Here is a 15,030-nt window from a genome sequence, read left to right as displayed (position 1 = left end):
CACCCCGTCGGAGAGGACGAGTTCATGACCACCGCACCGGAGGGTCCCGTCGTCATCGGCGTGGACAGCTCGACCCAGTCCACGAAGGTGCTCGCGGTGGATTCCGCGACCGGGCGGGTACTGGCCCGCGGGCGGGCCGCGCACGTCGTGACCCCCGAACGGGACAGCGATCCCGAACAGTGGTGGGACGCCCTGGTGGATGCGTTGCGGGCCTGTGGCCCGGTGGTGGAACGGGCCGCGGCGATCGCCGTCGCAGGCCAGCAGCACGGCCTGGTCACCCTGGACACCGACGGCCGCCCCGTGCGCAACGCCCTGCTGTGGAACGACACCCGCTCGGCCCCGCAGCGCGACCGGCTGGTGAAGGAACTGGGCGGCCCGGCCGCGTGGGCGGAGCGCACCGGCAGCGTCCCCGCCGCCTCCTTCACCGTCACCAAGTGGGCCTGGCTGCGCGAGCACGAGCCCGAGCACGCCGCCGCCACCCGCGCGGTCCGACTGCCCCACGACTACCTCACCGGCCGGCTCGCCGGCCACGGCATCGCCGAGGGCACCACCGACCGGGGCGACGCCTCCGGGACCGGCTGGTGGTCCTCCGCCACCGGTGACTGGGACACCGAACTCGCCGCCCTTTCCGACCTGGACCCCGCCCTCCTGCCCCGGGTGGTCCCCGCCGGAGAGGCCGCGGGCGCCACCCGCTCCGGCCTGCCGGTGCCCGCCGGGATCCCGGTGGCCGCCGGTACCGGCGACAACATGGCCGGCGCGCTGGGGCTGGGACTGGAACCGGGTCGGCCGGCCCTCAGCCTGGGAACCTCCGGCACCGTCTACGCCGTCACCTCCCGCCGTCCCGTGGACCCCACCGGCACCGTGGCCGGCTTCGCCGACGCCGGCCGCGACTGGCTGCCGCTGGCCTGCACCCTCAACTGCACCCTCGCCGTCGACCGGGTCGCCGCCCTCTTGGGCCTGGACCGCGAGGCCGTCGAACCGGCCGCCCCCGGCACGACCTCCGGACCGGTGCTGCTGCCCTTCCTGGACGGCGAGCGCACCCCGGACCTGCCACTGGCCTCCGGTCTGCTGTACGGCCTGCGCCACGACACCACCGGCGGCCAGGTCCTCCAGGCCGCCTACGACGGCGCGGTCTACGCACTGCTCCGCGCCCTGGATCTGGTCCTGGACGGGGAGGACCGGACGCGGGGGGACGCCTCCGAACCGATCCTGCTGCTGGGTGGCGGCGCCCGGGGCACCGCCTGGCGCGAGACGGTCCGCCGGTTGTCCGGACGGCCGGTCCAGGTGCCCCGGGCGGAGGAGTTGGTGGCACTGGGAGCGGCGGCCCAGGCCGCCGGGCTGCTGGAGGGCCGGGACGCCGCCGAGGTGGCCCGGGACTGGGGCACCGCCGAGGGGCCGGCCTGGCCCGCGGTCGAGCGGGACGAGGCCGCCACCACGCGCATCGCGGCCGTATTGGAGGGCGCCGACGGCCTGCTGCGGCGTTCCTGATCGAACCCCGCCGGCCCGCCGGGGACACCCCCGGCGGGCCGGCGGATGAACGGCCGCGCGACCGCGCCGACCGAAGGAAAACCGGAAACAGGAGGTGGGGCGTGGCCCAGCCCGTGCCGCAGACCCAGGCCGAGCTGCGCCTGCGCAATCTCTCGCGGGTGCTCCACCTCCTGGCCGACGACGGCCCGCTCTCCCGGGCGGAGGTGGCCGGCCGCACCGGGTTGACCCGGGCGGCGATCTCCAGCCTCGTGGACGAACTGCTGCGTGCCGAACTGGTTGTCGAGACCTCACGCGGCCGATCGGGTTCGGTCGGCCGGCCGGGAACCGCGCTGGAACCCGCCGACCACGGGCCCTGCGGCATCGGCGCGGAGATCGGCGTGGACCAGTTGGCGGTCTGCGCCATGGACCTGCGCGGCGCGGTGCGGCTGCGGCTGGACTCGCCGATGACCATCGGGGACACCCGTCCCGCCCGCGTCCTGGCCGCGCTGGCGGAACTCCTGGAGGATCTGGTGGGGCGGTGCGGGGGGTTGGGACTGCGACCGGCCGGGGTGACGGTCGCCGTCCCCGGGGTCGTGGCGCGGAACTCCACCACCGTGGTGCGGGCCCCCAACCTCGGCTGGGAGGGCGTGGACCCCGCTCCCCTACTGCCGACCGGCCACGGTCCGCTGCGGGTGGAGAACGAGGCGAACCTCGGAGCCGTCGCCGAACGGGCCGCCGCGCCGGCCGGAACGGGCCGGGACCTGTTGTACGTGTCGGCCGGCATCGGTATCGGCGCGGCCCTCCTGGTCGACGGCGAACTCCTGCGCGGCGCTCGCGGTTTCGCCGGGGAACTGGGGCACGTCCCGGTCGCGCCGGACGGTCCCCCGTGCCGCTGCGGGAGCACCGGTTGCGCCGAGACCCTGGCGGGTGAGGAGGCGGTGCTGCGGGCGGCCGGCACGGAGCCCGGGGAGGGACCCCGCGCCCCCCTGCTGGAGGAGGTGCGGGCGCGCTGCGAGCGGGGCGAGGGGCGGGCCCTGGCCGCCGTCGAGCGGGCCGGGCGGGCGCTGGGGGTGGCGCTCTCGGCCGCGGTGAACCTGTTGGACCCGGCCGAGGTGGTCATCGGCGGCCCGCTGGCCCGGCTCGGTGACCGCCTGCTGCCTGCGGTCGAACACGAGGTGGCACTGCGCACCGCCGTCGCGGGCCACGATCGGCCCGCGCTCCCGCTGCGCCTGTCCCGCCTGGGGCCCGACGGGCCGTTGCTGGGCGCCGCGCGCACCGCGATGCGCGGCGTCCTCGACGACCCGGGACGGGCCCGGGCCGTCTGATCGGGTGATCCGGGGGACCCGTGATCACTCGATCGCCGTTCGATCGCTTTTCCCCTGATCGGGCGAATCAGCCGCTTTCCCCTCCTGCCGGGGCCGACCGGCGCGCACCATCGTGGCGTGAGACGAGAATCCCGCGGGCGCCGGGCGACGCGCGCCGCCGCCGTGTCCGCCGCGGCCCTCGCGCTGTGGGCCACGGGCGCGCCCGTGGCCGCCGGTCTTCCGCCCGTACCGCCCGGTCCCGGCGACACCGCGGACGGTCCGGCGACCCCGGCGCGCACCCCCGGCGCGGACTCACCGTTCCACGCGCCTCCCGCCGGGAACGGTCCGGCCCGGGTGGAGTTCCGGCCCGACGGGGTGCGGGTGACCTCGCCCGGCGGTGCCACCGTCGAGGTGGGCCCCGGGGGCGTGGTGGCCCGGGACGGGGACGTCGGCGCCCGGGTGGAGCGCCGTCCGGGGTGCCCGCCCTCGGTGACGGCGGGCGGGCCCGCCGGCCGGGTGGAGGTGGGTGGCCCCTGCCCGCCGCCCCCTCCGCCTCCGGCACCACAGCCACCACCACCGCCCACACCACCACCGGGGCCTCCGCCCCCGTCCGTGACCGAACCGGTTCCCGAACCGAGCCCGGAGCCGGTCGCCCCCACCCCGGAGCCGGTCGCCCCCACCCCGGAGCCGGAACCACCGGCCCCGACGCCCGTGCCCCCGCCCCGGGCCGCCCCCGTCCCGGCGCCCGCCCCCGCCGGGGAACCCGTTCGCGTCGTCGCGACCCCGCCGCCGACGGAGCCGTCTCCCTCCCCCGCTCCCCCGACCCCGCCGGCACGGGAGGAGGACGGGGAACCGGTCGGGTCGGCGGCGGAACCGGAGCTCATGGAGCCGGTGAGGATGCCGCCGGTGGAGCGCCAACCACCGGCCTCGAACACCCCCCTGGTGGGACGGGCGCTGCTGGTGGTCGCCCCCGCCGTGCTGGCCGCCGCCGCGCTGCGGCCCGGTGGCTCGGGCGGTTCCCGTTCCCGCGAAGTCGGCTGACGGTTCCTCTCCCGGCCCCCGCCCCACGTCCCTTTCCCCGCTTGTCCCCGGTCCCCGGGTTCCCGTCCCGTTCGACAGCGCCGTGCTTCGGCGTGCCCCGCCCCGAGGAGATTCGTTGTCCCCCTGGTTGGTGTTGTCCCTCGCCGTCGCCGCCACCTGCGGCCTGGTCCTGTTGGTCGGCTGGTGGCACGGTCGGCGCGAGGGGGACGAGGAGCCCTTCGAGGCCCCGGCCGTGATCGACTACATGATCATGATGATCGGGGTGGTGTACGCGATCGTCCTCGGTCTGGCGATCGCCGGCGTCTGGGAGGAGCGCAGTGCCGCCGAGGACTGGGTGCGGCAGGAGGCCCAGGCCCTGCACGAGGTCGGGGTGCGCGCCGCGGTCCTCCCCGACGACGTCCGGGATCGGGTGCGCGGGGATGTCGACGCCTACGTGCGGCACACCGTGGAGGTGGAGTGGCCGCGCATGGTCGAGGAGGAGGAGTTGACCGAGCGGGGCGAGATCCTGTTGGAGCGCCTGCGGGAGGGGGTCCTGGGGTACACCCCCGAAAGCCCGGTCGTCTCGCAGGAGCGGGCCGCGATGATGGATCGCCTCGCCGCGGTCTCCGAGGCCCGCACGGCGCGGGCGCAGAGCGCCGAGTCGACCATGCCCGGCGTGGTGTGGGTCGGCCTGCTGGTCGGGGGGCTGGTGGTGGTGGGACTGATCTTCACGCTGCGGATCCGGCGTTCGGCACGGGAGTTGCTGCTGTCGGCCCTCTTCAGTGCCCTGATCGGTTTCCTGCTGTACCTCATCTGGCACTTCGACTCGCCGTTCGCGCGCGGCCTCACCGACTCCACCGAGGCATTCGAACTGCTCTTCCCACACGTTCTGGGAGACGACTGACCGCGGGCCGGTGGACCCGGGACGGTGGCGCGCCGGCTCGACCCGTTACCCGCCGACCGCCCCCGGGGGCGGGGCCCGGGAGGCGTCATCGGGCCGGGGTCACCGGCTCCGCCACGTCGGGGAACTCCTCCACCCGGTCGCACCAGTACCGCAGCAGGACCCGGTCGTGGCCGACCGCGAGCAGGGCCGCCCCGCTCTCCGCGCGGTAGCGCTCCACCACCCCCACCAGGGAGGCGGTGGTGGAGGCGTCGAGCATGGCGGTCATCTCGTCGCAGACCAGCAGGCGGGGACGGGGCGCCAGCGCCCGGGCCAGACAGGCGCGCTGCAACTGGCCGTCGCTGACCTCGTGCGGGCGACGGGTGAGCAGTTCCCCGCCCAGTCCGACCAGCTCGGCGAGTTCCCCGGTGCGCTCGGTGACCTCGGCCCGGGAGCGACGGGCGGCCCGCAGCGGCTCGGCGATCGCGTCGCGCAGTGTCAGACGGGGGTCGGAGGCCATTCTGGGCTGCTGGAAGACGAAGCCGACCAGGGTCCGGCGTTCACGCGGCGCCCGGTGGCGGAAGGCCGTGGCCCGCTCTCCGGCCAGCCACACCTCCCCCTCCTCCGGGCGGTGGAGCAGCGCCGCCACCCTGGCCAGGGTGGACTTCCCGCACCCGCTGGGGCCCTGGAGACCGACCGATTCGCCGTCCTCGACGCGTAGCGAGGCGCCCCGCACGACCGGGGTTCCCCGGACATAGCCGGCGGTGATCCCGCGGAGTTCAAGCACGGGGTTCCTCCCGAAGACGGGCCCGGGAAACGGGGTGGTGACAGGCCAGGCCGCCGACGAGGGCGGGGCGTTCCCCGCACCGGTCGTCGGCACGGAAACAGCGGGGCGCGAAAGCGCACCCCCCGGGCAGGGCGTCCAGTTCGGGGGGCATCCCCGGGATGGGGGTGAAGCCCCGTTCGGGCAGCGCGTCCAGCAGACCGCGCGCGTAGGGGTGGGCCGGTCCCGGGTCGCCGAAGAAGTCGGCGGCCGGGCCGGTCTCCACGACCCGTCCCGCGTACATCACCGCGACCCGGTCGGCGATCCGCTCCGCCGCGGCCAGGTCGTGGGTGATCACCAGTAGTCCCCGGCCCTCGTCGGCGTGCCGGCGCAGTTCGTCCACCGTGCGGTCCACCAGGTCGCGGTCCAGCCCGGTGGTGGGTTCGTCGGCCAGCAGCACCGGGGCGTCGCCGACCAGGGCCAGTGCGGTGGCGGCTCGTTGGGCGAGCCCCCCGGAGAGTTCGTGGGGGTGGCGGTCCAGATGGTCCGCGGGAAAGGCGGCGCGGGCGGCGACGTCCTCGGCGAACCGACGTGCCGCCGCACCCCGCAGCCCGGTGATCTCCCGGACCGTCTCCTCCAGTTGGGAGCGGACGGTGCGCACGGGCGTCAGGTGGGCGGCGGGGCTCTGCGGGATGAGACCGAGGCGCCGACCGCGCACCCGTCGGGCGAGGACGCGTTCGTCGGCGGTGATCAGATCGATGCCGTCCAGGTGGGCGGTGCCGTCCACCACTGCGTTGCCCGGCAGCAGTCCCAACAGCGCCGAGGCCAGTACGGACTTCCCGCAGCCGCTCTCCCCGATCAGCGCCAGGCACTCGCCGGCCCGCAGGTCGAGGGAGACCTCGTCGACGGCGGCCACCCGGCGCCCGCCGCGCATCAGGAACCGCACCGACAGGTCGCGGACCGTCAGCAGCGGGGCCGCCCCCGGAGGGGCGTCGGAGGGGGGTGCCGGGGTGCCCGGGGTCGGCTCGGCGGCGGTCCCGGTGGCGGTCCCCGGTGCGATCGGGACGGCGCCGCCGGGTGCGGAGGACGCGGAAGAGGCGGAAGAGGCGGTCACAGCATCAGCTCCGAGCGACGGCGGGGGTTGAGGCGTTCGCGCCACAACCCGGCCAGACCGGCGATGGCGAGGGTGGTGACGATGATGAACAGGCCGGGGAAGAGGGTGGGCCACCACTCGCCCGTGAGCAGCGACCCCCGGCCGTCGTTGATCATCGATCCCAGGCTCGCCCGGTGGGCCGGGATGCCCAGCCCCAGGAAGGAGAGCGCGGACTCGTGCCAGACGGCGTGCGGCACCATCAGCACCGCCGCCAACCCGGCCTGCGGGAGCACTCCCGGCACCAGGTGCCGGGTGACCACCCGAAGTCGGGAGGCCCCACCGGAGACGGCGGCGTCCACGTAGGGACGCGAGCGCAGGGAGAGGATCTCGGCCCGCACGATACGGGCGGTGGAGACCCAGTGCGTCAGGCCCACCGAGAGGACCACCGGCCACACCCCCGGGCGGAACATCGCCACGATGAACACGCCCATCAGCAGGTGCGGCACGGAGGTGAAGACCTCCACCAGGCGCATCACCACACGATCGACGGCGCCGCCGAAGGCCCCCGCCAGGCCGCCGATGAGCAGCCCCAGGACAGCCGCGACGGCCGCCGCCACGAGGCCCACCAGCAGCGACACCCGCAGGCCGTAGACGCAGCGCAGCAACAGGTCGCGCCCCAGCGCGTCGGTGCCGAAGGGGTGGGTGAAGGAGGGTGGGAGGTGTTTGGCGCCCAGGTCCACGGCCTGCTGGTCGAGGGGGACGAGCAGCGGGACGAGCAGGACCGCGAGGACCGCCGTCGCGGTGATGCCGACGGACAGCACCAGCCGCGCGGTGCGGGTACCGCGACCGGCCGGGCCGCGGGCGGGGCGGGCGGAACCGGCGACCGGATCCGCGCCGGGCGGCGCGGGGTCGGTTCCGGCGGGTGGGACACCGCCGGGGACGGTGGAGGAGGCCATGATGGGGTCACATCCGTTCGTGGCCGGTGATCACATGCGGTCGTGGTCGACCCGGGGGTCGGCCAGGCCGTAGAGCAGGTCGGCCAGCAGGTTGCCGGCCAGGACGGCGAGCGCGCCGAGGACGGTGAGGGCGGCCAGCAGGGGGAAGTCCAGCGCGGTGGCGGCCCGCACCGTGGCCGAGGCGATGCCGGGCCAGGAGAAGACCGTCTCGATGAGCAGGGCACCGGTGATCAGTTCCGGTACCCGGGTCCCGATGAGGGTGAGCACCGGCAGCAGCCCGGAGCGCAGCGCGTGGCCCAGCAGCACGGTGCGCTCCCCCAGGCCGCGGGCGCGCGCGGCCCGTACGGGGTCCTCGTGCAGGGCGTCGGCCACCCCCTGGCGGGTGTAGAGGAAGAACCAGGGCAGCTGGGAGAGGGCCAGCACCAGCGCGGGCAGCGTCAGGTGGCGCAGCAGTCCGGAGGCGGTGACGGTCTCCTCGCCGGGAGTGGTGAGCCCACCGGCCGGGAGCATTCCCCACTGCACGGCGAACAGCCACATGAACAGCAGACCCGTCCAGAACGGCGGGGATGCCTCCAGGGCGTAGGCCAGGGGGGTGACGCAACGGTCCACGAGCCCGCCGACGCGCCGGGCGGCGAGCACGCCGAGGGAGACGCCGAGGAGCAGCGCGAGGACGAAAGCCGTACCGCAGAGCACGAGCGACCAGACCATGCGCTCGGCGATGGCCTGCGAGACGGGTTGGCGCAGCGTCTGCGAATGACCGAGTTCCCCGACCGCGACACTGCGCAACCAGGCCCACCACTGCTCGACGAAGGTGCCGCCGACGGCGAGGTTGGCCCGCAACTGGTCGAGGGTCTGCTGGGAGGCACCCATCGCGTCCCCACCGGCGTAGGCGTTGACGGGGTCGAAGGGGGAGGCGGCGGCGACGGCGAAGATCCCGAGGGTGACGGCGGCCAGCACCGGGACCGCGGCCAGCAGTCGGCGCAGCACCAGGCGGCCCATGGCGGCCAGGGGGAGGCGACGGCCGGCACGGGGACCGGGGCGCCCCGCCCCACCGGCCGCCGCGCCCCCGCCGGCGCGCGGCGGGGAGGGCGGGGCGGGCACGGCCCGGTCGGGTGGCGCGGGGGGTGCGGGGGGTCTCACGAGCGGGGCTGCCAGTCCTCGATGTTCCACCAGGGGCCGGCGCCCAGACCGTGGTCGTGCGGCTCCAGTTGGGTGGTGACGTTCTCCCACTCGTCGTTCATCACGTAGACGTGGTCGATGTGGGTGAGGAAGGTGTAGCCGGGGTTCTCCCGCAGTTCGCGCTGCACGGCGTCGTATGCCTCGCGGCGCTCCTGCGCGTCGGCGGTGCGGCGACCGATCTCCAGCTGCTCGTCGACGGCGGGGTTGGCGTAGCGGGCCATGTTGTTCCAGCCGTCACCGGCCAGTTCGGAGTGGAGCAGCCCGTACAGGTCGAAGTCCGGGTCGGTGGGGTTGCCGCCGCCGTTGAGGACCGCGTGGTCGTCCATCGCCGGGGCGATGACCTCCCAGCTCGCGGACTCGGCCGTGATGTCGATGCCGATCCCCCGGGCGTCGGAGACGTAGGCCAGGGCGTGCTCCTGGCGCAGGCGGTCGCCGGAGGGATAGTGGAGGGTGAAGGCGGCGCGCAGGCCGTCGCGTTCGCGGATGCCGTCGTCGCCGACCTCCCAGCCGGCCCCGTCGAGGATGCGGGCGGCCTCCTCCGGGTCGTGGGGCCGTTCGGTGCCCTCGGCGAACCAGGGGCTCGCGGTGGGCACCGGGCCGTGGGCGACCGCGCCGGCGCCGTCCAGCACGGCCTCGACGATCGCCTCCCGGTCCACCGCGACGTCCAGCGCGCGGCGGATCGCGATGTCACCGGTGACGGGGTGGTCGGTGGGCAGGGTCACGGCGCGGAAGTCCGCGCTCTCCGCGTTGATCACCACGCGACCGGGGTCGTCGGCGAAGCCGGCCGCCAGGCGCGGTGGGAGGACCGCCGCGTCCAGTTCACCCGCCCGCAGCCGGGTGGCCCGCGCGTCGTCGTCGGGGACGATCGCCATGGTCAGGCGCTCGACGGCGGGCGCGCCGCCCCAGTGGTCGGGGTTGGCCTCGAGCACGATCTGTTCGCCCCGGCTCCAGGAGGAGAGGGTGTAGGGGCCGGTGCCGATCGGTTCGGTGTTGTAGGGGCCGGTGTTGACGTCCTGGTCGCCGAACGCCTCCTCGGAGGCGATGGGCAGCACGGTGCGCTCGGCGAAGGGCGCGTAGGGATGGGAGAGGGTGAAGACGACCGTGTGGTCGTCGGCGGCCTCCACGCCCTCCAGGACGGCGAGTTCGTCCCGGGCGGCGTTGTTGGTGTCGGGGTCGAGGATCGTCTCGTACGTGAAGACGACATCGGTGGCGGTGAAGGGCGAGCCGTCGGAGAAGGTGACGTCCTCACGCAGGGTGTAGGTCCAGGTGAGGCCGTCCTCGCTCACCACGGGGAGGTCCACGGCGAGGGCGGGTACCAGTTCGAGGTTCTCGTCCCGGCTCAACAGGCCGTCGAAGAGCTTGGAGTTGCCGTCCCTGCCGTACCCCAGGAGCGGGCTGAGGGTCTCGGGTTCGGTCGCGATGCCGACCACGAGGGACCCTCCCACCCCACCGTCGTCCCCGGTGGCGCCGTTCCCCGAGGGGGCGGAGCAGGCGGTGACGGTGAGCGCCCCGACCAGCAGCGCGGTGATCGCTCCACGCGTCATTCGGATCTTCATCCGATCGTCCCTGTTCATGATCGACCACTATTGCAAGTCGCACGCAGGTACACAAGCCCTTACCGGAGCGCCGGGAATCGCCCCCGCGCCGGAAGGCGCAGGTCACCACCGGTTACCCTCGTGACAGCCCGTACAGGTCCATACCAATTGGTATGGACCTGATCGACTTCCCCTTCCTCCGCCATCGGGAGCGATCTTGAAGAACACCGCACGTCACACCCTCGGCAGAACCGCATGCCTGCTCACCACCGGTGCCCTGCTCGCCGGTTGCGGCGCCCTCCCCGGGGGGAACGGGGATGTCCGCACCCTCGAGGTCTGGATGATGAACCACAGCGCGGGCGAGGAGTTCATCGACCGCGTGGTGAGCGAGTTCGAATCGGAACACGAGGGAGTGGAGGTCGAGGTCACCATCCAGGAGTGGGGTGGCATCGGGGAGAAGGTGACCGAAGCCCTGCTGAGCGGCGAGGGCCCCGACATCATCGAGGTCGGCAACACCCAGGTCGCCCAGTACGTGGACATCGGCGGGGTACGGGACCTCACCAACCAGGTGGTCGACCTCGACGGCGACGACTGGGTGCCCGGCCTCGCCGAACCCGGCCGGGTGTACGGCCACCAGTACGGCATCCCCTTCTACGCCGCCAACCGCGTGGTGATACACCGCACCGACCTCTTCGATGAGGCCGGGATCACCGAACCACCCGCCGACCGCGAGGAGTGGCTGGAGGCGACCCGCCTCCTGGACGAGCCGAGCGGGCAACAGGGCATCTACCTGCCGGGCCAGAACTGGTACGTGCTGGCCGGCTTCGTATGGGACGAGGGCGGTGAACTCGCCGTGGAGAGCGGCGGGCAGTGGCAGGGCACCCTGGACACCCCGGAGGCCGCCCGCGCCATGGAGTTCTACGCCGAACTGCAGGACCTGGGCGAGGGCCCGCGCGACACCGACGAGGCCAACCCGCCGCACGAGGAGGTGTTCGCCTCCGGACGGGTGGCGCAGATCATCTCCACCCCCGGCTCCGCCCGCACCATCCTGGAGGCCAATCCGGCCCTGGAGGGGAAGATCGGCTTCTTCCCCGTCCCCGGGCCCGGGGCCGACTCCCCGGGAGCTGTCTTCACCGGTGGGTCGAACCTCATCATCAGCGAGGCGTCGGATCACGGCCGACTGGCCTACGACTTCGTCAAGTCCCTGGCCGGGGACCGCTGGCAGACCGAACTGGCGCGGAGCATGAGCCTGGTGCCCAACCGCACCACCCTGGCCGGGGCGGTGAGCGAGGACCCGGGCACCGCCGCCATGACCGAGGGCGCGCGCAACGGTCGGGCCACCCCGCAGTCCCCGCGCTGGGGCATGGTCGAGGCGGACAATCCGATCAAGACCTACCAGAGCGCGGTACTCGGCGGCGCCGACCCCGTCGTCGCCGGCCGGGAGGCCTCCGAGCGGATCACCGAGATGCTCAGCGGCGTCCGGACCGACGGAACCGGCTGACACCCGGTCGGTTCCCCGTATGACGGACTCCGGTCCCGGGAACGTTCCCGGGACCGGAGTCCGTCATACGGGACATCGGGTGGTACCCCCTTCCCTCAGGTGAGGGTGAGTTCGGCGCACCCGTCCGCCGCGAGGGCCCGGACCGTCGCCTCCGGGTCCAGGACATCCGCGGCGAAGGAGACCCCGGGCCGCACCGAGCCCTCGAGCACCCGCAGGGCGGCCTCGGCCGCGAGGAAGGCGCTCAACTCGTAGGAATCCTCCGCCCGCAGCACCGCGGACCGCGAGGGCGACCCCTCGGCGGGGCCCTCCCACAGCCGGAACTCCTGGCCGTACCAGGACCCCAGGCGCGCGACATCCTCCGCGGCCGCGGCGATGAGCGGGGCGGTGTCGGTGCCCTCCAGCGCCCGGGTCAGAGCCAACTCCTCCGCCAGGCGTTCGCCACCGAAGACGGTGTACCAGTTCACCTCCTCCAGCCCGGTGGCCCGGGCGAGGCGGACCGCCTCCGTGGACAGGAAGGGAAAGGCGCCGACCGGCCGGGGGAACGCCTCCAACCCGATGCCCCGCAGGGGTGGCAGCACGCGCTCGCACACCTCGCCCCCGCGCCAGGCGGCGGACGGCACCCCGTGCTCCGGGCCGTGGCTCAACAGGACGTCCCCGGCGGCGGCCGGGGTCAGCGGGGCGACCCCGCCCAGGTGGGCGTCCAGGCGTACCGGCCGCTCCGCCCGGGCGACGAGCACGCGCGGGATCAGCCCGGAGAGGCCGGGCAGAGCACCGGCCGACAGCACCAGGATCCGGCCGTCCTCCCGTCCGGCGTGTTCCTCCCCGACATCGCGCAGTCGCGCCGCGGCGGGGTCGTCCCCCGCCGCGTCCACGTAGTCGGCCCCGGCCCGCAGCGCGGCGCGGGCCACGGTGTCCAGGACCCGGTAGGACGGACCCGCGCAATTGACCACCAGGCGGCACCGGTCGGCGAACGCGCCGAGTGAGTCGGGATCATCCAGGTCGGTGCGCAGCACCTCGACCTCCGCGTCGTTCGCCCCCGTCCGACGGGCCGGCTCCCGCGCCCGGGCCGGGTCGCGACCGGCCACCAGGATCGGTCCCGCGCCGGCCGCCAGGAGACGCCGCACCACGGCGGCTCCCACCGCCCCGTATCCACCGAGCACACCGATCGCCGACTCCCGCCGCATACGCGGGTCCCCTTTCTCCGGGCGCCCGGGACGCACGCCATATGAAAATGATATGCATTCTCACATGGCGTGCGGAGGCGCGCTTGGACGAACCCCGGAAGGGTGACGACGGATGTACGACGTGATCGTGGTGGGAGGGGGACCGGCCGGCCTGAACGCCGCTCTGGTCTCCGGTCGGCAGCGGCGACGGGTGCTGCTGGTGGACGGTGGGGAACCCCGCAACGCACCCGCGACCGAGACCCACATGTTCCTCACCCGGGACGGCACCCCGCCCGGTGAGCTGCGCCGCATCGGACGCGAGCAGCTGCGGCCCTACGACGTGGAGGTGCGGGACGTCGTCGTCGCCACGGCGGCCCGCGAGGAGCGCGGCTTCGTCCTCGGCCTGGCCGCCGGTGAGGAGGTCCGGACGCGGAAGCTGGTGCTGGCCACCGGTCAGCGGGACGTGGTGGACACCGTGCCGGGGCTGTCCGACCTCTTCGGACGCGGCGTCTACCACTGCCCCTTCTGTCACGGCTGGGAGACCCGGGGCATGACGCTGGCCGTGCTCGGCCACGAACCGCCCCAGGTCATGCAGGCCCTGTACGTCGCCGACCGCTTCGGCGAGGACGTGGTGGTGTGCACCGACGGCAGGCCGGTGCCCGAACAGGCCGCCGGGCCACTGGAGAAGGCGGGGATACCGGTGGACGAGCGCCCCGTGGCCCGGCTCGAGGGCGACGGGGACGGGGTGCGCATCGTCTTCGGGGACGGTGGAGTACTGGAACGGCAGGCCGTCTACCACCGCGCGCCCACCCGACAGCGCTCCCCCCTGGCCGAGCAGTTGGGCGCCGAGTTGCTGCCCGACGGCCTGGTGCGGGTGGACGAGTTCCAGCGCACCTCCGTGCCGGGCCTGTTCGCCGCCGGGGACACCGCCCGCCTCGCGGCGCTGCCGGACGCGCTGACCTTCGTGGTGACCGGTGCGGCGGACGGGGCGCGCGCCGCCGTGTGGCTGGACCAGGAACTCTTCCGGGAGGACGCCGGTCTCGGCGGCTGACCCGCCGGGAAACCGGGTCGGGCGGCGAGGCGGAGACCCCGCCCCGCCGCCCCTCCGCGGGCCTCAGCCGGCGGCCGACTCCGTCAGCGCGCCGGCCAGCGCGGCCGGAGTGGGCCGCTCCAGGAAACGCCGGGGTGTCACCCGGCCCACGCCGTCCCGTGCCAGCGCCGCGAGCATGCGCACGGCCAGCAGCGAGTCACCGCCCAGCGCGAAGAAGTCGGCGGCCCGATCCGTCACCGGCCGGTCCAGCAGTTCGCTCCAGCGGGCGGCCACCTCCTTCTCCAGGGCACCCCGGGGGACGCCCGGCTCCTCCGTCCCCTCCCCCGCCGCGGCCGGGGTCGGGACCGACAGTCGGGAGGGCGCGTCCGGCCCCCCCTCGTGCGGCGCCTCCGTCGCCTCCGGCAGGGGAACCTCCGCGGTCCAGCCGTCCCCGGTCGCCAGGGACCCGATGAGCTCGGTCACGTCCGCGAAGAGCGCGTCCACGTCCTTGGCGTCGAACAGTTCCTCCACCAGGGAGAAGACCACGACCAGCTCTCCCCGCAGCTCGAACAGTCGCAGTTCCAGGGCGACCTGGGGGGTGCGCAGCTGCTGGTGGTGGCTCGCGAGATCGATGTCGCCCAGGGGCCCGGCCTCCCCGGGGAGCTCGCTGCCGAGGGCCGCGTCCACCCCGAGCGTGGACTGGAACACCACGGGCGCCACCGGCCGTCGGGTGCCGCGCCGCCGCCCCAGCTCACGGGAGACCTCGACCCCGGTCACCAGATTGTGGGCCATCGCCTCGCCCATGTCCCGCTGCGCGGTCCGCGCCAGATCGGCGAAGAGCGGGGCGGCGGGCAGGTCCACCGGCACGAGTGTCGTGGAGGAGAAGGCCCCCACCAGGCGCGGCACGTCGGGGTGCAGCGGCAGCCGGTTCAGCTGCAGGGTGTTCAACAGGAATCGCCGGTGGCCGCAGGCCCGGGAGATCGCGACCCCGAACGCGGCGAACATCGCGACGGAAGGGGTGACGCCGTGGGCCGCGCAGTGCTCTCGCAGGGCGGCCCAACGCCCCGGGTCTAGGGTGGTCTGTCGGGTGCCCATCAGGATCGGGGCGACCTCGGCGGGATCGGCCACCAGGGGAAGGG

13 protein-coding genes are annotated in these 15,030 nt (G+C 74.6%); 6 read left to right on the top strand and 7 right to left on the bottom strand.

Annotation, left to right across the window (positions count from 1 at the left end; all coding sequences use genetic code 11):
- Positions 1-24: 24 nt before the first annotated feature.
- The 4 genes from xylB to LZF96_RS03555 all read left to right on the top strand — a co-directional run bounded on the left by xylB (position 25) and on the right by LZF96_RS03555 (position 4,695).
- On the top strand, positions 25-1,488 hold the full coding sequence (gene xylB, locus LZF96_RS03570) for a xylulokinase (protein ID WP_233865540.1): 1,464 nt from the start codon (positions 25-27) through the stop codon (positions 1,486-1,488).
- A gap of 101 nt (positions 1,489-1,589) precedes the next feature.
- Entirely contained in the window at positions 1,590-2,792 is a 1,203-nt protein-coding gene (locus tag LZF96_RS03565) for an ROK family transcriptional regulator (protein WP_233865539.1), read from the top strand.
- 870 nt (positions 2,793-3,662) lie between these two features.
- On the top strand, positions 3,663-3,812 hold the full coding sequence (locus LZF96_RS03560; RefSeq protein ID WP_233865538.1) for a hypothetical protein: 150 nt from the start codon (positions 3,663-3,665) through the stop codon (positions 3,810-3,812).
- Between the two features lie 115 nt (positions 3,813-3,927).
- Entirely contained in the window at positions 3,928-4,695 is a 768-nt protein-coding gene (locus LZF96_RS03555; protein WP_233865535.1) for a DUF4239 domain-containing protein, read from the top strand.
- A gap of 85 nt (positions 4,696-4,780) precedes the next feature.
- Here LZF96_RS03555 and LZF96_RS03550 read toward each other — a convergent pair whose 3' ends face one another.
- From LZF96_RS03550 to LZF96_RS03530, 5 genes are all read right to left on the bottom strand, one after another.
- A complete protein-coding gene (locus LZF96_RS03550) occupies positions 4,781-5,458 on the bottom strand; it encodes an ABC transporter ATP-binding protein (protein ID WP_233865533.1) in 678 nt (225 codons plus the stop codon).
- Positions 5,451-6,494: an ABC transporter ATP-binding protein gene (locus LZF96_RS03545; protein WP_374203090.1), complete on the bottom strand. Its 1,044-nt coding sequence runs from the start codon at positions 6,492-6,494 to the stop codon at positions 5,451-5,453. The genes LZF96_RS03550 and LZF96_RS03545 overlap by 8 nt, the downstream gene beginning before the upstream one ends.
- Positions 6,495-6,544: 50 nt before the next feature.
- Positions 6,545-7,483, bottom strand: a complete 939-nt coding sequence (locus LZF96_RS03540; RefSeq protein ID WP_233865521.1) for an ABC transporter permease — start codon at positions 7,481-7,483, stop codon at positions 6,545-6,547.
- Positions 7,484-7,513: 30 nt separating this feature from the next.
- Positions 7,514-8,482 (bottom strand): ABC transporter permease, encoded by a 969-nt coding sequence (locus LZF96_RS03535; RefSeq protein WP_233865759.1) that lies wholly within the window; start codon positions 8,480-8,482, stop codon positions 7,514-7,516.
- Between the two features lie 137 nt (positions 8,483-8,619).
- Entirely contained in the window at positions 8,620-10,218 is a 1,599-nt protein-coding gene (locus tag LZF96_RS03530; protein WP_233865758.1) for an ABC transporter substrate-binding protein, read from the bottom strand.
- A 196-nt stretch (positions 10,219-10,414) separates the two neighbouring features.
- On the opposite strand from LZF96_RS03530, the gene LZF96_RS03525 reads away from it, so the two are divergent.
- Positions 10,415-11,698 (top strand): extracellular solute-binding protein, encoded by a 1,284-nt coding sequence (locus tag LZF96_RS03525; protein WP_374203080.1) that lies wholly within the window; start codon positions 10,415-10,417, stop codon positions 11,696-11,698.
- Between the two features lie 95 nt (positions 11,699-11,793).
- On the opposite strand, the gene LZF96_RS03520 is transcribed toward LZF96_RS03525, so the two are convergent.
- A complete protein-coding gene (locus tag LZF96_RS03520; protein WP_233865520.1) occupies positions 11,794-12,882 on the bottom strand; it encodes a saccharopine dehydrogenase NADP-binding domain-containing protein in 1,089 nt (362 codons plus the stop codon).
- Between the two features lie 112 nt (positions 12,883-12,994).
- On the opposite strand from LZF96_RS03520, the gene LZF96_RS03515 reads away from it, so the two are divergent.
- Positions 12,995-13,912: an NAD(P)/FAD-dependent oxidoreductase gene (locus LZF96_RS03515; protein ID WP_233865512.1), complete on the top strand. Its 918-nt coding sequence runs from the start codon at positions 12,995-12,997 to the stop codon at positions 13,910-13,912.
- A gap of 63 nt (positions 13,913-13,975) precedes the next feature.
- Here the strand turns inward: LZF96_RS03515 and LZF96_RS03510 are convergent.
- A partial coding sequence (locus LZF96_RS03510) for a condensation domain-containing protein (RefSeq protein WP_233865510.1) occupies positions 13,976-15,030 on the bottom strand: 1,055 nt, incomplete at its 5' end.

This window comes from Streptomyces sp. ST2-7A (genome assembly GCF_021390475.1).
GTDB lineage: Bacteria > Actinomycetota > Actinomycetes > Streptomycetales > Streptomycetaceae > Streptomyces.
Note: the sequence above shows the minus strand (reverse complement) of the source record. Positions and strands in the feature narration are given on the sequence as shown.